Below are 18,558 nucleotides of genomic sequence, written 5' to 3'. Positions count from 1 at the left end.
TCGTTGCGCTCGACCCATCCTACCGACGCTATCAACGCTTACCGCCAAAGATGCTGCCCAAGATGCCGCGCAGGATCTGACGGCCCAGCTGATTGCCGACGGTGCGAGCGGTTTGCTTTGCCATGGTTTCCACGATGCCCTGGCGGCGCTTGGTGCCGAACACAGCGTCCTTAACGGTCTGGCCAAATCCACCTGCGTCGGGATCATCCTGCTCGGTCTTCGCCGCCGGTGCGCCCGCCGCTTGCAAGGTGCTGTCGGCGCGCTTGGCCAGCATTTCCGATGCCGATTCCCGATCGATCGCGGTGTCGTACTTCACACCCACCGGGCTGCCAGCGCGCACCTGGGCGCGTTCGGCTTCCGTGATGGCGCCCATGCGGCAGCGTGGTGGCGAAACCATGGTCTGCTGCACAGGCGCAGGAATGCCTTTGTCCTGCAACGTCGAGACCAATGCCTCGCCGGTGCCCAACTGGGAAATGGCCTTCGCGACGTCAAGCTTGGGATTCGGTACGAAGGTTTCCGCCGCTGTCTTCACCGCTTTCTGGTCGCGCGGCGTGAATGCGCGCAGCGCATGCTGCACCCGGTTGCCCAGTTGCCCCAGGATGTTGGATGGAACGTCGTCCGGGAATTGCGAACAGAAATACACACCCACGCCTTTGGAACGTATCAGGCGTACCACCTGTTCAATGCGCTGCTGCAGCGATGCCGGCGCATCGTCGAACAACAGATGTGCTTCGTCGAACACGAACACCAGTTTGGGTTTGTCCAGGTCGCCTACTTCCGGCAGGGTTTCGAACAACTCCGATAACAGCCACAGCAGGAAGCTGGAATACAGGCGCGGCTTGAGAATCAGCTGGTCCGCGGCCAGGATGCCGATGACGCCGCGGCCGTCGGGCGTCGTACGCATCAGGTCAACCAACTCCAGCGCGGGCTCCCCGAAAAATGCTTCGCCGCCATCCTGCGACAGGCGCAACAGCGCGCGTTGGATGGCGCCCACTGATTGCGCGCTGACCAGGCCATAGCTGGTGGAAATATCCTTGCGCTCGGCAGCCACCAGGTTCAGCAACGCCCGTAGGTCTTCCAGGTCCAGCAGCAACAAGCCGCGGTCGTCGGCCAGCTTGAATACGATATCCAACACGCCGGACTGAGTGTCGTTCAGTTCCAGGATGCGCGAGATCAGGGTAGGGCCCATTTCGCTGACTGTGGTACGTACCGGGTGGCCCAACTTGCCGTACAAGTCCCAGAACACCACGGGGTTAGCACCGGGAGCGTAATCGCCGATGCCGATGTCTTTCGCGCGCTGCAGCACCTTTTCGCTGCCGTCGCCTGCGGTTGCCAGTCCGGCCACGTCGCCCTTCACGTCAGCCATGAACACTGGCACGCCCATGCGCGAAAAGCCTTCGGCCAGGGTCATCAGCGTCACGGTCTTGCCGGTGCCGGTGGCGCCAGCCACCAGGCCATGACGATTGCCGAACTTCGGCTGCAAGAACACGGAAATGTCGTCGGTGACGCCTTTGCCGAGCAGAATCGGATCCATGATGCTTCCCTGGAAGTAGTCGGCAGATTCTATCCGCTCAACTTGTCCGGCGGTGGTGGTCGGGGGTGTGCACGATATTGTCCTCGCTTCGGCCTTGCTCGTTTAGGGACGGTGGGGCTACCCTCCCACCTCACGTTACCGACCTTGAATTGATGCCTTCCCCATACGCTTTCGTTCGTCTGTGGCCCACGCTGGCCGTTCTCGTATTGCTGCTGTCAGCGCCTTCGGCGTTGGCGCAGCGCGTTTCCGCTCGCGACAAAGCCGCTGTCGATGCGATCAATGCGCGCATGGCCACCGCCGAAAAACGATATCGCGATGGGTTGGTGCTGATCGCCAACAACGATCCGAAGGGAGCGGCGGAAAGCGATGCGGCGCTGCAAGACATGGAAGACGCCATGGACGCCTGTATCCAGCAACGCGGCTGCCAAGTGCACACGCTGCTGACCGCCTACAAGCGTTTGCTGAAGGAAAACGCCGACGCTGAATCGCCGGCCTCCGAAGAGACATCCGATACCGATATCGGAGAGGAAAGCGACCACAGCGTCGCCCCGGCGACCAACATACCGGAAGCGGCGCGCGCCGCGGGATTGTTGAACGACCAACGCCACGCTTTCGACAAGATGGTCCAGTACAACCCGGCGGTGCAGGCTGGCATTCGTCGCTGGCTGACCGATATGCGTGGCGCTCTGATCACCAGCTACGAGAACTATCAGAACATGCGCCCGGAGATGTACCCCAGCTGGGAGAGCCACCGGCTTCCCGAGGCGCTGCTGTTCGGCATCATGGCCAAGGAGTCCAATGGACGTGTCCATGCGACCTCGCGCGCGGGCGCGGCGGGCCCCATGCAATTCATGTATGCCACCGGCCGTCGTTTTGGGTTGGGCCCGGACGGCACCGGTTTCGACACACGTTACGACCCTTATGCCTCCGGTGAGGCCAGCGCCGCCTATATCAACGAGCGGATGCGGGAACTGAACAACAACATCGAGTTGGCGCTGGCGGCCTACAACGGCGGCGAAGGACGCGCTGCGCGGGTGTATCGGCAGAACCCGAATCTCGGATTCTGGAATGACGTGGTCTATAGCCAGTTCCCGGGCGAGACACGCGACTACGTGCCGATGGTTATCGCGGCGGCATGGCTGTTCCTGCATCCCAAGCAGTACGGACTGGAATTTCCCAAGGTCACGGTGCAGCCCGCACCGTTGAAGCTGGCCAAGGACAGCTCCATCTACGAGCTGACCATCTGCCTGGGCAACGGCGGCACGCGCGAAGGATTCATGCGCGTATTGCGCAATCTCAATCCGCGCTATGAAGCCGAGGCGTGGATTCCCGCCGGCACAACGTTGAAGGCCAATACCAAGATCGTGGGGCTTTACAGCCGCTACTGCGTCAGCGGCCCGCGCGCCGATCTGGCGCGAACCCTGGTTACCGCCGATCCCGCCGCGGCGATCATCCGCTCACTAGGTGGCAATGTCGCCGTCGGCGATGTGACGCCGGTGGAGGGCGTTGCAACCACGGTCGCGACCGGCGAACCAAAACCGGCGGAACCCAAGGCCAAACAGGCGCGCGAATACCGCATCGCCAAGGGCGATACCTTGGGCCGCGTATCGCAACGCTACCGGTGCGATCTCAAACAACTCGCCCGTGCCAACGGCCTCAAAGGTCCAGGCTATAACGTGCGACCGGGTCAGACGATCAGGTTGGAGAGTTGCAAGAAGTGAAGTAACGCGCGCGGCCTGATGTAGCGTGCGCTGTGCGCACGACGCTATCTGCTAAGTGAGGCGAGCCAAAGCCTGCCCAAGCTTCACTGGCGATTCCGCGCGCAACTCCGACTCTAGTTCCGCGACACCGGGCGGAAGCAGGATAATCACGGTGGAGCCGTAATTGAACCGGGCCATCTCCTCAAAACGATCCAGCACCACATTCTCGCCGCGATAGTCCTTCACCGTGATGGCTTCGCCATAGCGAGGAATTTCCACGCCGCTCCAAACGGTTTCCACGCCGGACACCAGCAGTGCGCCGACCATCACCGAGGCCATGGGTCCGAAGTCGGTGTCGAAGTGGCAGACCAGGCGTTCGTTGCGTGCGAACAGGCGCGGGACGTTGGAGACCGCGTCGGTGCCCACGCTGAAAAGCCGCCCCGGTACGTGCACTGTTTCGCGCAGCTTGCCTTTCCAAGGCATGTGCACGCGGTGATAGTCGCGCGGCGATAGATACACCGTGGCGAACAGGCCGTCATGGAATGGCTCGGCGGCACCTTCGTCGCCCAATAGCTCGGCCGCGGTGAACGACTGTCCCTTGGCCTGGAAAATGCGTCCGTTTTCGATAGGGCCGCACTGGCTGATGCGACCGTCGGCTGGCATCAACAGCGCGCGCGGATCCGGGTCCGGCATCCGCGCGCCTGCTTTGAGCGCACGGGTGAAGAACGCATTGAAAGTGGGATAGGCGGTGGGATCGGATTCCGCCGCTTCGGACAAGTCCACGCCGAACTTGCGCACGACCGTATCGATCAGCCACTGCTTCAATTTCGGCGACGGCGAATATGCCAGCCGACGCGCCACGGAGGACATCCAGCGGTGCGGCAAGGCGTAGGTCAGGGTGGTCACCAGACTCATCGCGCGGCTGCCTCGGTCAGCATCTGCAGATCCGTGGCAATGGCCTGAGGTTTGAACGGAGGACGGATCAGCCCGGTCAGACGGCCCTGAGGGTCCAGCACGGCGATGGCAGAGGAGTGATCCATGCTGTAGTCCTCCGGGTTTTCGGCAAAGCCTTTACCGGGCACCTTCATGAAAACGAAGCCCAGCGACTTGGCGAACTGCTCCAATGCCGGCACGTCCGCTGTTGCAGCCAACGTGTCCGGGTGAAAAGCGTGGGCGTATTCGCCGATGCGAGTGGGCGTATCGCGTTCCGGATCCACAGACACGAACAGCACGCGTGGCCGAGTGGAGTCAGGCAGCGACTTCCATTGGTTCTGCGCCTGTGCCAGCTCGGTGAGCGTAGTGGGGCAGACGTCCGGGCAGAACGTGAAGCCCAGGAACACCAGGGTCCAATGGCCATTCAACTCGCCCGAGGTCAACTGGGTGCCATCGGATTGGCGTAACGAGAACGGCGGCAGCGTGCGCGGCTGCGGAAACAGGGTGACTACCTCGGTCTGTGGCCATTGCGCCGACACCGACGCCGGGCCGAAGAACCTCTGCGCGGCGAGCAGGCCGAGGCCCGCGGCCAATGCCAATAGCAGGATCAGGCCGATTTTCTTGTTGAACATGGGCAGTGAGTCTCGAAAAGAGCCGTTCCGGCCCGGTCCTCGGGCGGAAGAAGCGGCAACCCCGCCATGATACCGGCCGGGCAGGTGGGGCGTGTCGCCGTGTTTGGAGCAGACCGCATCGGCGCGGCGCACTCCGAATACAGCGACACACCCTATAATCGGGTGCCCCAACGACGGGCCGCACCCCCGAAGCCTTGCCATGACTGCCGAAGCAGCCGCAGAACTGCACACCATCATCGATTTGATCCGCTACGGCGCGAGCCGTTTCAACGCCGCAGGACTGACCTTCGGGCACAGCTACGACAATGCTCTGGACGAATCCACGCACCTGGTGCTGCATACCCTGCACCTGCCGCCGGACATCGGCCCGGCGTACGGCCAGGCACGGGTGACGTCATCGGAAAAAGCGCAGGTGCTGGCGCTGTTTCAGCGCCGCCTGGACGAACGCGTACCCGTCGCCTATCTGACCGGCGAGGCCTGGTTCGCCGGTTTGAGTTTCAAGAGCGATTCGCGTGCATTGGTGCCGCGCTCGCCGATCGCCGAACTGGTCGAAGCCGGCTTCGAGCCCTGGCTGGGAGGCCGTGAGGTGAACCGAGCGCTGGATCTGTGCACCGGCTCGGGTTGCATCGCCATTGCCATGGGCCATTACAACCCCGATTGGCAGGTCGACGGCGCGGACGTCAGCGACGACGCGCTGGCGCTGGCCGCTGAAAACAAAGGGCGCCTGCACGCCGACAACGTCCAACTGATCAAATCCGACCTGTTTTCCGGGCTGACCGGAAAGCACTACGAACTGATCGTCACCAATCCACCTTATGTCACCAATGCCGAAACCGACGCGCTGCCGAAGGAGTATTCCTTCGAGCCCGATCTGGGTTTGCGCGCCGGCGATGACGGCCTGGATATAGTGCTGAAGATCCTGCGCGATGCGCCGTTGCACCTGAGCCAGGAAGGCCTGCTGATCTGCGAAGTCGGCGAATCCGAGCGCGCGCTGGTCAAGCTGTTGCCTGACGTCGAGTTCGCCTGGATCGAGTTCAAAGTGGGCCAGATGGGCATTTTCGCGGTGGAATGCGCCGAGCTGATCCACCACAACGCGCGCATCCGCGAACTGGCCGACGCGCGAAAATGAAGCGCGACACGCAACAGGGTCTTTCCCTGGTCTGAATCGCCGAGCTTGCTTGGCGGGTCCTCTCCGGGTTACACCGGAGCAGCGGAGCAAGCTCCGCTCTACGCGAGAAGCGATCTTGAGCAGCAACACCTTCGGAAAACTACTGTCGGTCACCACCTTCGGCGAATCCCACGGGCCGGCCATCGGCTGTGTGGTCGATGGCTGCCCGCCGGGGCTGGAGATTGCGCCGGAGGAATTTCGCCACGACCTGGAACGCCGCGCGACCGGCAAGAGCCGGCACACCTCGGCCCGTCGCGAGGCGGACGAGGTGGAAATCCTCAGCGGCGTCTACGAAGGCCGCACCACCGGTACGCCGATCGCGCTGCTGATCCGCAATACCGATGCGCGCAGTAAGGACTACAGCAACATCGCCCAGCAGTTCCGTCCTGGCCACGCCGACTACACCTATTGGCAGAAGTACGGCATCCGCGATCCGCGTGGTGGCGGCCGCTCTTCCGCACGCGAAACCACCATGCGGGTCGCTGCTGGCGTGATCGCCAAGAAGTGGCTGGCGCAGCGCTACGGTGTGACCGTGCGGGGATACCTGTCGCAGTTAGGCGAGGTCGTGCCGCATGGCTTTGATTGGAATGCCATAGAAGACAACCCGTTCTTCTGGCCCTGTGCCGAGCAGGTCCCGGAACTGGAAAGCTACATGGACGCGCTGCGCAAGTCCGGCGACTCGGTCGGCGCGCGGGTGAACGTAGTGGCGGATGGCGTGCCGGCGGGTTGGGGCGAGCCGATCTACGGCAAGCTCGATGGCGAGTTGGCCGCGGCGCTGATGAGCATCAATGCGGTCAAGGGCGTGGAGATCGGCGACGGTTTCGCCGCTGTTGCGCAGAAGGGCACCGAACACCGCGACGAAATTACGCCGCAGGGCTTTTTGTCCAATCACGCCGGCGGCATCCTGGGCGGCATCTCCACCGGGCAGCAGGTCGCCGCTTCCATCGTTTTGAAGCCGACGTCCAGCTTGCGCCTGCCAGGTCGCACGGTCGATGTCACGGGCGAAGCGGTAGAAGTGATCACCACCGGGCGCCACGACCCTTGCGTTGGCATCCGCGCGACGCCTATTGCCGAGGCGATGATGGCCTTGGTGCTGATGGACCAGGCGCTGCGCCATCGCGCCCAGTGCGGCGACGTGGGCGAGGTCCCCCCGATGATTCCAGCCGAAGCACAGCCCGGATCCCTCGATGGCTGAGCCGCGCCGCCGCGTCTGGGTGTCGCAGCCGCTGTTCGACGACATCGTCGGACGGCTGGCGGTGCATTTCGATGTAGCCGCTCCCGCTCGGGTGATGGAATACACGCCGGTACAGATCGCCGACGCATTGCGCGAAGCGGATGGCGTTCTGGCGACATTGAACGAACGCATCGGCGCCGAAGAGATTGCTGGCGCCGCGCGGCTTCGCGCCATCGCCAACGTCGGCGTCGGCTACAACAACCTCGATGTCGCCGCGCTGACGCAGGCGGGCATCCTGGCGACGAATACACCGGATGTGCTGACCGAAACCACCGCCGACTTCGGTTTCGCGCTACTGATGGCCACCGCCCGCCGAATTACTGAATCGGAGCGCTGGCTGCGTGATGGCCAATGGACGCAATGGTCTTTCGATTCGATGCTGGGCGCGGACTTGCACGGCAGCACACTCGGCATTCTTGGCATGGGCCGGATCGGGCAGGGCATCGCACGCCGCGCCGCGGGTTTCGACATGCGGGTGCTGTACCACAATCGCAGCCGCCTGCCCGCGGACACCGAGCAAGCCTGCCGTGCCGAATACGTCGATCTGGATCGCTTGCTCGCGCATTCCGATCACCTGGTGCTGGTGCTGCCGTATTCGCCGCAAAGCCACCACATCATCGACGCAACGGCGCTGGCGAAGATGAAGCCGACCGCTACGCTGGTGAATATCGCGCGCGGCGGTTTGATCGATGAATTGGCCCTGGCCCAGGCGCTGGCGGGCGGGCAATTGGCTGCAGCCGGCCTGGACGTGTTCGAAGGCGAACCCGCCGTACGACCGGAATTGCTGGCACTGCGCAATGTGGTGCTGACGCCTCACATTGCCAGCGGCAGTCTGGCGACCCGCCGTGCGATGGTGTCGCTGGCGGTAGACAATCTGATCGCAGCCTTGGGTGAAGGCCCCACCGCGGGAAATCCACCGAACCTTATCAATGGTGATGCGCTGCGTGCGGCCGGCCTGACCGGCAACGCTGGCGGCGACGCTGTCAAAACCGCGATTAAACGTTAGGGAACCCCGGCGATGCCGGTCGGTTCCCCGAACACAGCCCCGCCTTCCGTTCGCTATTCCCTTACCTCTAATTCGCGAAAACAAACCAAATGAGTAATCAGAACCGTCGTTTCAAGGTCGCTGTCGTCGGAGCCACCGGCGCAGTCGGCGAAACCATGCTGAACATCCTGGCCGAGCGCCAGTTCCCCATCTCCGAACTGGTCGCCCTGGCGTCCGAGCGTTCGGCTGGCGGCACCGTCGATTTCGCCGGGCAGAAGATCGATGTGCAGGACCTGGCCACCTTCGACCCGACGGGTGTCGACATCGCGCTGTTCTCCGCTGGCGGCAGCGTGTCCAAGGAGTACGGACCCAAGTTCGCCGCCGCAGGCGCGGTGGTCATCGACAACTCTTCGGCGTTCCGTTACGACGACGACGTGCCGCTGGTGGTCAGCGAAGTGAATCCGGAACAGGTGCAGAACCGTCCGCGCGGCATCATCGCCAATCCCAACTGCTCCACCATGCAGATGCTGGTAGCGCTGGCGCCGATCCATCGCAAGGTCGGTATCGAGCGCATCAACGTGGCGACGTATCAGTCGGTGTCGGGTGCGGGACGCTCGGCGTTGGAAGAGCTTGGTCGCCAGACAGGCGCGCTGTTGAACTTCCAGGATCCGGACCCGCAGCGTTTCCCAGTGCAGATCGCGTTCAACCTGATCCCGCACATCGACGACTTCATGGACAACGGCTACACCAAGGAAGAAATGAAGCTGGTATGGGAAACCCGCAAGATCCTGGGCGACGACAGCATCCAGGTGAACCCTACCGCGGTGCGCGTGCCGGTGTTCTACGGGCACTCCGAGGCGGTCAACATCGAAACCAAGGTCAAGATCACGCCGGAAGAGGCGCGTCAGCTGTTGGAATCGGCGCCGGGCGTGGAAGTGGTGGACGACCGCAAAGCCGGCGGATACCCGACGCCGGTCACCCATGCCTCCGGTACCGACCCGGTCTACGTGGGCCGCATTCGCGATGATCTCTCGCATCCGCGCGGCCTCAATTTGTGGATCGTCTCGGACAACATCCGCAAGGGCGCGGCGCTGAATGCGGTGCAGTTGGCGGAATTGGTGGCGAAAAACGGTTAAGTCGCTATATTCGTGGCCGGGATAGGACGGGGAGAGGCTGTGTCGGGTTCGGCAAGATATCGATCGGCTTATTGGATCGGACTGGCGTTGGCGCTGTTCAGCAGCGCCGCGATGGCCTTGGGCCTGGGCGAAATCCGGGTCAAGTCGCAGCCGGGTCAACCGCTGTTGGCCGAAATCCCCGTCATCTCCAACGAACCCGGTGAACTGGAACAACTGAGTGCGCGCTTGGCTTCACCCGTCACTTTCGAGCGGGTGGGGCTGCCGCGACCGCAAGGTCTGATCAACGAACTGGACTTCGCGGTCGCCCTGGACGATGCCGGGCGGCCGGTCATCCGCGTCACCAGCCGGGTGCCGGTGGACGTGGCGGCGGTCAATTTCCTGATCGAGGTCGATTGGGGGCAGGGACGGCTGGTGCGCGAATACTCGGCGCTGGTCAGCACTCCCAACACGTTGGCCGCGGCGGGACAGCCGCCCATCGACGCCCCTGTGGCTGCGCCCAGCGATCTCATCGTCCGTACGCCGGAAGCGCCGGTGACGGAACCTCCTCCTGAACCCGCTGCCGTGCCGCAAGCACCGCCGCCGCCGGTTGCTGCCACTCCCTCCGTTCCTCAGGCGCCCGCAGCGCCCGTGGCGCCGGCACCGTCGTTCGACGCCAGCAGTGCGATGGCGCCGGTACGCCGTGGTCAGACGCTGTCGCAGATCGCCGCACCCTTGGCCGCGCAACAAGGCTATTCCCTGGATCAGGCCATGGTGGCGCTGCTGCGGGCGAATCCGGAAGCCTTCATCAACGGCAACATCAATCTGTTGAAGCAAGGCGCGGTGCTACGTTTGCCGCAACCGACCGATGTGGCGCAACTACAGGAGGCCGAAGCAGCGGCACTGGTGCGTAGCCAGATCGCCGAATGGCGACAGGCGCGCCGGCCGATTCCACAACCGGCGGCGGTTGCGGATGCCGCGCCGCGCCCGGCACCCGCTTCCTCCGCGCCGCAGGTGGCCGAAGCGCGACTGGAAATAGCGCCGCCCGCGGCGAGTGCGGCGACTACATCAGGAACACAGTCCGGCATCAGTGCCGGCGGCGAGGGCGACATGCTGGCGAACGAGCAACTTCAACAGACCAGGGAAGATCTGGCCGCACGCGAATCCGAACTGCAGGAATTGCGCGCGCAGGTGGCGGAACTGGAAAAATTGAAGCAGCAGCAGGAACAGCTGTTGGCAATGAAGGACAGCGATCTGGCAGCTGCCCAACAACGCTTGGCGCAATCTCAAGGCGAAGGCGGCGTGCCGGTTTGGATGTGGGCGGGCTTAGGCTTGCTGCTGATCGGCGCATTGGCCTGGGGCTGGTCGCAGCGCCGTAAGCGGGTGATGCCGGTCGTTGCGCCGCGCGCTCCCGTTTTCGATAGTGCTGCATTGGCGGCAGCAATGCCGAACGCCACGTCGGCAACGCAAGACATCGATGTGCAGGAAGATGTCTACGAAGCAACCGAAGCAGTGCCGGCGCCTGCGGCCGAAGAAACCCCAGCACTCGCGCGCAAGCCAATGCAAGCGACCGCCGCCAAACCCGCTTGGCACTCCGGTGAAAGCGCAACAACGGTCGCACCGCTGAATCCGGCGCCGGCGGGGCGCGAAAGGCTGGAGCTGGCCGTCGCCTACTTGGATCTGGGCGATGTGGCGACCGCGCGCGACCTGTTGAACGAAGTCGCCGTTGGCGGCGACGACCGCGCGCGCGATGAAGCTTTGCAGCTGTTGCGCGAGATCGGCTGAAGTAGCGTGAGGTTCTGATGCGCTATGCGCTGGGCGTCGAATACGACGGCGGCGAGTTCCTGGGCTGGCAACGGTTGAGCAAGCCCGGCAAGCCGGATGCGAGCACCGTGCAAGCCGCGCTGGAGAGTGCGCTGTCGTTCGTGGCCAATGAACCGGTCGCCACCGTTTGCGCCGGCCGCACCGATGCCGGTGTACACGCACAATGCCAGGTCGTGCATTTCGATAGCAACGCGGCACGCGGCCCGCGGAATTGGATACTGGGCGTTACCTCGCACCTGCCGCCCTCTATCAGCGTGCTTTGGTGCCAGCCGATGCCCGAGGACTTCCACGCACGTTTTTCGGCCCGCGCGCGCCGCTATCGCTACTGCATCCTCAATCGGGCTGTGCGTCCCGCCTTGAGGCGGCAATACCTGAGCTGGGAGCGGTTGCCGCTGGACGCCAATGCCATGCATCGCGCGGCACAGGCATTGTTGGGCGAAAACGACTTCAGCGCCTTCCGCACCGTTCATTGCCAGGCGCCGCATCCCAACCGCGACTTGCAATCGATCTCCGTACGCCGTGAAGGCGAACAGGTGATCGTGGAAGTGCAAGCCAACGCCTTCCTGCACCATATGGTGCGCAATATCGTCGGTTCGCTGCTGCTGGTGGGAAGAGGCGAACAGCCGGAAGCGTGGATCGCCGAGCTGCTGGCGGGCCGTGACCGCACGGTGGCTGGCCCGACCGCTCCGCCGGACGGGCTGGTCTTCGTTAGCCCTTTGTATCCCGCGCAATGGGAATTGCCTGGTGAGGTGACGTTGGACAAGGCGCATCCGCTATACGATGAGCCGAAAGCACGCCGCTTGCGAGTTGAGGCGAGGAATGTATTCGCCTCGCCATCTACATTGGTAGCTGGATCTCCCCCTTTGAAAAAGGGGGACTAAGGGGGATTTGCTGTTGCTGTTGAACAGCTGTTTTGTAAGGCAAAAGCAAAATCCCCCTCAATCCCCCTTTACAAAGGGGGAGGTAAAGCAAAAGCTTCACTGCTCACTGCTCACTGCTCACTGCTCACTGCTCACTGCTCACGAACCATGTCCCAAACCCGCATCAAATTCTGTGGCCTCACTCGTGCTGAAGACGTCCGTCTTGCAGTGGAGTTGGGCGTGGATTACATAGGTTTGGTCTTCGCGCCACAGAGCCCGCGCCGATTGCTGCTGGGCCAGGCAAAAATGCTGCGTGACCTGGTGCCGGAAGAGATCGCGGTGGTCGCGTTGGTGATGGACAACAAGTCGGCGGACATCGACACGATCATCAAGGACATCCAGCCGGATATCCTGCAATTCCATGGTGCCGAAGACGATGCGTTCTGCGCTGCTTTCGGCCGGCCATTCTTCAAAGCCATTGCGATGGGCGGAAATTCCGAAGGCGCATTCGCCTCCATCGCACGGTATCCCTCCGCCAGCGGCTTGCTGTTCGACGGGCATGCGGCGGGAGAGCAGGGCGGCAGCGGCCAGCGTTTCGACTGGAAACAGTTGCCATCCACGCTGGATAAACCGTTCTTGTTGGCGGGCGGGCTGTCTCCCGACAACGTCACCGTGGCCGTACGTACGGCGCACCCTTGGGGCGTGGATGTATCCAGTGGCATTGAATCGTCACCTGGCGCGAAGGACGCCGGGAAAATGCGCCGTTTCGTGGAGGCAGTCCGGCATGCGGATCGTCCGCAATCATCGTAGCGTGCGCTGTGCGCACGGAGCCGGAAGCGGGGAACCGGCAGCGAAAAGCGAAAGCATAGCTAGAGCGTTTCGCATCGAGTGATGACCCCGAATACATGTTGCTAACACAAAAAAGTGCCAGTCTCTTTCTCGCGCGCACAGCGCAAGCTACGAAGCAGTTGCCAGCTCCGAGCGCAACCATTCGGCCAACTCGGCAACCCGTGTATCGGTATTGCGCTGCGGCGCACATAGCACCCAGGTGCCGGTGGTGAGGGTAAAGCCCCACGGTGCCGCCAAACGGCCGGAAGCGATGTCTTCGCTGACCAGCGGTTGCGGCGCGATGGCCACGCCCATGCCGGCGACGGCAGCTTCCAGCAAGTAATAGAGATGATCGAAACCTGTGCCGAGCCGTAGCGCCGCCGGATCCAGGTCGTTATGTGTTGCCCAGCTCGGCCAAGCTTGCGGCCGTGACGCGGTATGCAACAGCGTTTCGCCAAGCAGCGCCTGAACCGGCCGATCCTGCAGCTTTGCGTATCCCGCATAGCGAGGACTCACGACCGGGCCGATGTATTCCGGCGCGAGTTCATGCACTTGCCATTGCGCGGGCCAGGGTGGCTCGGCCAGCATCAGTGCCGCGTCCAACCCCGGTAGTTGGGTATCGAATGCGCCCTCGTGCGCAGACAGGTGCAGCTTCACCGAAGGCAGCTCACGCCCCAGTCGTTCCAGCCGCGGAATTACCCAGCGCGCCAGCACACTGCCTGGGCAGCCCAGTACCAGTGCCGCAGGGCCATCATCGCGGCGTAGTTCTGCGTAGGCCTCCTGCAGCCGCGCAAAAGCGGTGCCGGCTGCGTCGCGCAGGCGCATCCCGGTAGCGGTCAATGCCAAGCCGCGGCCTTGGCGAGTGAACAACGGCCGCCCTAGATCCGTTTCCAAAGCCCGGATTTGGCGACTCACCGCGCCGTGGGTGACATGCAATTCATCAGCCGCGCGGCTCACGCTTTCCAGGCGGGCGGCCGCTTCAAAAGCCCGCAGGGCGTTGAGCGAAGGCAGTTGACGGCTCATCGATATGTGAGTTTTTCTGAGGTGACGGCGCCGATTTTATAGCTTTTTGGCGCATTCCCGGTGCGCTAGAGTGCAATCCCGGGCGTCGATCAAGACGCCGGACAGACACCCCCGAACAAATCCGGACTTGCCGATGACCGCCCCCAAGATCGAAGACTTCCACGCCTATCCGGACGCCTATGGCCATTTCGGCCGTTACGGAGGACGTTTCGTTGCCGAGACCCTGATCGGACCTCTGCAGGAGCTGTCGGCTGCCTACGACGCGGCACGGATCGACCCGGCCTTTATCGCTGCATTCGACCACGACCTGAAACATTACGTCGGCCGGCCAAGTCCCATCTACGAGGCAGAACGACTGTCACGGGAGGTCGGCGGCGCCCGCATCCTGCTCAAGCGCGAAGACCTGAACCACACCGGTGCGCACAAGATCAACAACACCATCGGCCAGGCCTTGCTGGCCAGCCGCATGGGCAAGCAGCGGATCATCGCCGAGACCGGCGCTGGCCAGCATGGCGTCGCGTCGGCCACCGTCGCCGCGCGCCTGGGCCTGGAATGTGTGGTCTACATGGGCGCCACGGACATCGAGCGGCAGAAGATCAACGTCTATCGAATGAAGCTGCTTGGCGCCACTGTGGTGCCGGTCACCAGCGGCTCGCAGACCTTGAAGGACGCCCTGAACGAAGCCATGCGCGATTGGGTGACGAACGTCCATGACACGTTCTACATCATCGGTACGGTGGCCGGCCCGGACCCCTATCCGCGCATGGTGCGTGACTTCAACGCCATTGTCGGCCGCGAAGCGCGCGCGCAGATGCTGGAAGATTACGGCCGCCTGCCGGATGTCATCACCGCGTGCGTCGGCGGCGGCAGCAATGCCATCGGTCTGTTCCATGCCTTCCTCAATGATCCCGAAGTGAAGATCGTTGGTGCCGAAGCCGCGGGCGACGGTATTGGCAGCGGACGCCATGCCGCGTCGATTGCGGCCGGGCGCCCCGGCGTGCTGCACGGCAACCGTACTTATGTGCTCTGCGACGACGACGGCCAGATCATCGAAACACATTCGGTCTCCGCTGGCCTGGACTATCCCGGCGTCGGCCCGGAACACGCCTTCCTCAGCGATGCCGGCCGTGCCCAGTACGTCGGCGTGACCGACGACGAGGCGCTGTCCGCGTTCCATACCCTGGCGCGCACCGAAGGCATTCTGGCCGCGTTGGAGTCCAGTCACGCCGTGGCGCAGGCGATCAAGCTGGCACGCGATCTGCCGAAAGACGCGCTGGTGCTATGCAACTTGTCGGGTCGCGGCGACAAGGACGTGCATACCATCGCCGCTCGCGATGGGATCGATCTGTAGCTACCGGCACGTAGGAGCCGCCGCGGTAGGTAGGGGCGCCGTCCCGTCGCGAGCTCTTTCTGTCAGATCGCGATAGCCGCGAAAAGCTCTTCAACAGCGAAGTTGGTCAAAGCTCGCGCCGAGACGGCGATCCTTCGCAAATATCCCTCTTTCCCCATTTCCTTGGTTCAGCTCATGACCCGCCTCAAACAAAAATTCGCCGATCTCAAAGCGGTCGGACGCAAAGCCCTGATACCTTTCGTCACCGCGGGCGATCCGTCGCTGGAGTCCACCGTGCCGGTGATGCATGCCCTGGTGGATGCCGGTGCCGATGTGATCGAACTGGGTGTGCCGTTCTCCGATCCCATGGCCGATGGCCCGACCATCCAGCGCAGCTCCGAGCGCGCGCTGGCGCGGGGCGCCGGCCTGCGCTATGTGCTGGAAGCGGTGGAGGTGTTCAGGCAGCAGGACGACACCACACCCATCGTGCTGATGGGCTATTTGAATCCGGTGGAGATACAGGGCAGCGAGCACTTCGCGGCCGAAGCGGTCAAGGCGGGCGTAGATGGCGTGCTGCTGGTCGATCTGCCGCCGGAGGAAGCGGCCGAAACCCGCGCCATCTTCAATCGTCATGGCTTGGACCTGATCGCGCTGGCCTCGCCGACCACCACCGCCGAGCGCCTGTCGATGCTTTGCGACCATGCCCAGGGCTACCTTTATTACGTCAGCTTCGCCGGAGTGACAGGCGCATCGGACCGGCTGGACACCGTCGCCGCCAGCGATCGCCTGCGCCAGCTCCGCGCGCTTTCGAAGGTCCCTGTGGCCGCCGGTTTTGGCATCAAGGATGCCGCCAGCGCGCGTGCGATGGCGGTAGATGCCGACGGTGTGGTGGTCGGAAGTGCCTTGGTGGCTGTACTGGCGGAGGCCAGCGGCACGGAAGACGCGGCTTCCCGCGCTGCCGCATTCCTGACGCCTCTCAGGCAAGCGTTGGACGGCTGACCTGCCTCAACGGCGACTGAGCTAAACTGATGTGCTCTACGGCCCAACCTGAACGGGACCACCGACACGCATGAGCTGGCTCAGCAAATTAATGCCTTCGGGCATACGCACCGAAGGCGGTAGCGGCAAAGGAAAACGCAGTGTTCCCGAAGGGCTCTGGGAAAAATGCGACCGTTGCGGCGCCGTTCTCTACCGGCCGGAACTGGAAGAAAACCTGGAGGTCTGCCCCAAGTGCAACTTCCATATGGCGATCCGTGCCCGTGCACGGCTGGCGTCGCTGTTCGACCCGGATACCACGCAGGAAATCGGCGGTGAACTGGGTCCGGTCGACATCCTGAAATTCAAGGACCAGAAGAAGTACTCCGAACGCATCAAGGCGGCGCAGAAGGCCACCGGCGAACGCGATGCGCTGATCACGTTGCAAGGGAAGCTGAAGGGCAACGCGCTGGTTGCCAGCGCCTTTGATTTCGCCTACATGGGCGGGTCCATGGGTTCGGTGGTGGGTGAGCGTTTTTCCCTGGGCGTGGAAAAAGCGCTGGAGATCGGCTCGCCATTCGTTTGTTTCTCCGCCAGCGGCGGCGCACGCATGCAGGAGAGCCTGTTCTCGCTGATGCAGATGGCCAAGACGTCAGCTGCGCTCGGCAGGCTGCGCGAGGCGGGGTTGCCCTACATTTCTGTGCTGACGCATCCCACCACGGGTGGTGTTTCCGCGTCGTTCGCCATGTTGGGCGATATCAATATCGCCGAACCCGAGGCATTGATCGGTTTCGCCGGCCCACGCGTGATCGAGCAGACCGTGCGCGAAACATTGCCGGAAGGCTTCCAGCGTTCGGAGTTCCTGCTGGAGCACGGCGCCATCGATCAGATCTGCGACCGCCGCGAAATGCGCGACCGCCTGGCCGATCTGTTGACCTTGATGATGAGGCAGCCCAAGCCGGAGGAAAGTCTGGAGGTGACCGCATGAGCCGCAAATACTTCGGCACCGATGGCATTCGCGGCCGTGTCGGCCAGGGTCCGATTTCCGCCGACTTCGTGCTGCGCCTGGGCAATGCCTTGGGGCGGGTGCTGCTGGAGCGTAACGGCGGCCATCGGCCCACCGTGGTCATCGGCAAGGACACCCGGATATCCGGCTACATGTTCGAGGCCGCCTTGGAAGCCGGACTGGTCGCGGCCGGTACCGATGTGCAGTTGTTGGGACCCATGCCGACACCGGCGGTGGCTTTCCTGACCCGTACCCTGGGCGCCGACGCAGGCATCGTGATCAGTGCTTCGCACAACCCGCACTACGACAACGGCATCAAGTTCTTCTCGGCCGAAGGCGAGAAACTCGACGACACCACGGAAGCTGCCATCGAAGCCGCGATGGACGCCGATTTCACCACGGTCGAGTCGGAAAAATTGGGCAAGGCGATCCGCGCCCGCGACGCCGTCGGCCGCTACATCGAGTTCTGCAAGGCCAGCGTGCCGCGCGGTTTCGATCTGCGTGGATTGAAAATCGTGCTGGATTGCGCGCACGGCGCCAACTACCACGTCGCGCCGTTGATGTTTCGAGAACTGGGTGCCGAAGTGATCGCCATCGGTGCCGAGCCGGACGGATTGAACATCAATGCCGGCGTCGGTTCGATGCACATCGACAATCTGTCCCGGTGCGTGCGCGAGGCGGGAGCCGATCTGGGCATTGCCTTCGACGGCGACGGTGATCGCGTCCTGATGGCCGACGACTTGGGCAACGCGGTAGATGGTGACGATCTGATCTATGTGCTGGCCAAGAATTGGCAGGCCAGCGGACGGTTGCGTGGCGCGGTGGTCGGCACGTTGATGACCAATTACGGATTGGAACGCGCCCTGGCGGATCTCGGCATCGCCTTCGTGCGCGCCAAGGTCGGCGACCGCTACGTGCATCAGGCGCTGGTAGAAGGGCAGGGCGTGCTGGGCGGCGAGGCTTCCGGGCATTTGCTATGCCTGGATCGCGCCACCACCGGCGACGCCATCGTCAGCGCGCTGCAGGTGCTGGAAGCGCTGAAGCGCAGCAAGCAGTCGCTGCGGCAGGCGTTGAGCGGTCTGGCCAAGGTGCCGCAGAGAACCATCAACGTACGACTGACCAATGGTGCAAGACCGGCCGAGGCGCCTGGCGTGCAGGCAGCCTTGTCCGAGGCGCAAACGGCGGTGGCAGGTCGCGGACGCGCCTTTCTGCGTCCGTCCGGCACCGAGCCGGTGGTGCGGGTCACGGTGGAAGCCGACGACGATGCGCTGATGCAGGCCACCCTGGAAAAACTGGCGGATGCGGTGCGTGCCGTGAGTTGATCGTTTGCAAGCTGCGCCACTCTCCCTTGGCCGCACCGCAGATACCCGCAAGTCGTCATTCTTCTTCCCTACATCCGGCGCTTCGCGCCACC

15 protein-coding genes and 1 pseudogene are annotated in these 18,558 nt (G+C 63.4%); 12 read left to right on the top strand and 4 right to left on the bottom strand.

The window, feature by feature from the left end:
• Positions 1 to 31: 31 nt before the first annotated feature.
• Complete coding sequence (locus AADW18_RS18830) at positions 32 to 1,534, bottom strand: helicase HerA-like domain-containing protein (protein WP_337344937.1); 1,503 nt, start codon at positions 1,532 to 1,534, stop codon at positions 32 to 34.
• 152 nt (positions 1,535 to 1,686) lie between these two features.
• On the opposite strand from AADW18_RS18830, the gene AADW18_RS18825 reads away from it, so the two are divergent.
• Positions 1,687 to 3,255 (top strand): transglycosylase SLT domain-containing protein, encoded by a 1,569-nt coding sequence (locus AADW18_RS18825; protein WP_337344936.1) that lies wholly within the window; start codon positions 1,687 to 1,689, stop codon positions 3,253 to 3,255.
• Between the two features lie 51 nt (positions 3,256 to 3,306).
• Here AADW18_RS18825 and asd read toward each other — a convergent pair whose 3' ends face one another.
• Together asd and AADW18_RS18815 are read right to left on the bottom strand one after the other, a co-directional pair.
• Positions 3,307 to 4,149: an archaetidylserine decarboxylase gene (gene asd / locus AADW18_RS18820; protein WP_337344935.1), complete on the bottom strand. Its 843-nt coding sequence runs from the start codon at positions 4,147 to 4,149 to the stop codon at positions 3,307 to 3,309.
• The gene (locus tag AADW18_RS18815; RefSeq protein WP_337344934.1) at positions 4,146 to 4,799 is read right to left on the bottom strand and encodes an SCO family protein; all 654 of its coding nucleotides are present in this window, start codon (positions 4,797 to 4,799) and stop codon (positions 4,146 to 4,148) included. Before AADW18_RS18815 ends, asd begins: the two co-directional genes overlap by 4 nt.
• 199 nt (positions 4,800 to 4,998) lie before the next feature.
• Between AADW18_RS18815 and prmB the strand changes: the two genes are divergently transcribed.
• The 7 genes and pseudogenes from prmB (at position 4,999) to AADW18_RS18780 (ending at position 12,792) form a co-directional block, all read left to right on the top strand.
• On the top strand, positions 4,999 to 5,928 hold the full coding sequence (gene prmB / locus AADW18_RS18810; RefSeq protein ID WP_337344933.1) for a 50S ribosomal protein L3 N(5)-glutamine methyltransferase: 930 nt from the start codon (positions 4,999 to 5,001) through the stop codon (positions 5,926 to 5,928).
• Positions 5,929 to 6,043: 115 nt separating this feature from the next.
• Complete coding sequence (aroC, locus tag AADW18_RS18805; RefSeq protein WP_337344932.1) at positions 6,044 to 7,162, top strand: chorismate synthase; 1,119 nt, start codon at positions 6,044 to 6,046, stop codon at positions 7,160 to 7,162.
• A complete protein-coding gene (locus AADW18_RS18800; protein ID WP_337344931.1) occupies positions 7,155 to 8,207 on the top strand; it encodes a D-glycerate dehydrogenase in 1,053 nt (350 codons plus the stop codon). The genes aroC and AADW18_RS18800 overlap by 8 nt, the downstream gene beginning before the upstream one ends.
• Positions 8,208 to 8,296: 89 nt before the next feature.
• Entirely contained in the window at positions 8,297 to 9,322 is a 1,026-nt protein-coding gene (locus AADW18_RS18795; protein WP_337344930.1) for an aspartate-semialdehyde dehydrogenase, read from the top strand.
• Positions 9,323 to 9,361: 39 nt separating this feature from the next.
• Entirely contained in the window at positions 9,362 to 11,083 is a 1,722-nt protein-coding gene (locus AADW18_RS18790; RefSeq protein WP_337344929.1) for a FimV/HubP family polar landmark protein, read from the top strand.
• 17 nt (positions 11,084 to 11,100) lie between these two features.
• Positions 11,101 to 11,877 (top strand): annotated as a pseudogene (gene truA / locus AADW18_RS18785) (tRNA pseudouridine(38-40) synthase TruA); the annotation flags it as partial.
• A 273-nt stretch (positions 11,878 to 12,150) separates the two neighbouring features.
• Positions 12,151 to 12,792 (top strand): phosphoribosylanthranilate isomerase, encoded by a 642-nt coding sequence (locus tag AADW18_RS18780; RefSeq protein WP_337344928.1) that lies wholly within the window; start codon positions 12,151 to 12,153, stop codon positions 12,790 to 12,792.
• Between the two features lie 147 nt (positions 12,793 to 12,939).
• Here AADW18_RS18780 and AADW18_RS18775 read toward each other — a convergent pair whose 3' ends face one another.
• The gene (locus AADW18_RS18775; protein WP_337344927.1) at positions 12,940 to 13,833 is read right to left on the bottom strand and encodes a LysR family transcriptional regulator; all 894 of its coding nucleotides are present in this window, start codon (positions 13,831 to 13,833) and stop codon (positions 12,940 to 12,942) included.
• Positions 13,834 to 13,966: 133 nt separating this feature from the next.
• Between AADW18_RS18775 and trpB the strand changes: the two genes are divergently transcribed.
• From trpB to glmM, 4 genes are all read left to right on the top strand, one after another.
• Positions 13,967 to 15,184 (top strand): tryptophan synthase subunit beta, encoded by a 1,218-nt coding sequence (gene trpB, locus AADW18_RS18770; RefSeq protein ID WP_337344926.1) that lies wholly within the window; start codon positions 13,967 to 13,969, stop codon positions 15,182 to 15,184.
• Positions 15,185 to 15,358: 174 nt separating this feature from the next.
• Positions 15,359 to 16,162, top strand: coding sequence for a tryptophan synthase subunit alpha (gene trpA / locus AADW18_RS18765; RefSeq protein ID WP_337344925.1), 804 nt, complete (start codon positions 15,359 to 15,361; stop codon positions 16,160 to 16,162).
• Between the two features lie 70 nt (positions 16,163 to 16,232).
• Positions 16,233 to 17,126 carry an acetyl-CoA carboxylase, carboxyltransferase subunit beta gene (gene accD / locus AADW18_RS18760; protein WP_337344924.1) on the top strand — a complete coding sequence of 298 codons (894 nt, stop codon included), beginning with the start codon at positions 16,233 to 16,235 and terminating at the stop codon, positions 17,124 to 17,126.
• Entirely contained in the window at positions 17,123 to 18,466 is a 1,344-nt protein-coding gene (glmM, locus tag AADW18_RS18755) for a phosphoglucosamine mutase (protein ID WP_337344923.1), read from the top strand. Before accD ends, glmM begins: the two co-directional genes overlap by 4 nt.
• The last annotated feature ends 92 nt before the right edge of the window (positions 18,467 to 18,558 follow it).

Origin of the sequence: Pseudoxanthomonas sp. CCNWLY206-1, from assembly GCF_039710385.1 — a bacterium.
In the GTDB taxonomy this organism is placed as follows: Bacteria; Pseudomonadota; Gammaproteobacteria; order Xanthomonadales; family Xanthomonadaceae; genus Pseudoxanthomonas_A.
This window is presented reverse-complemented; position numbering and strand designations above follow the sequence as displayed.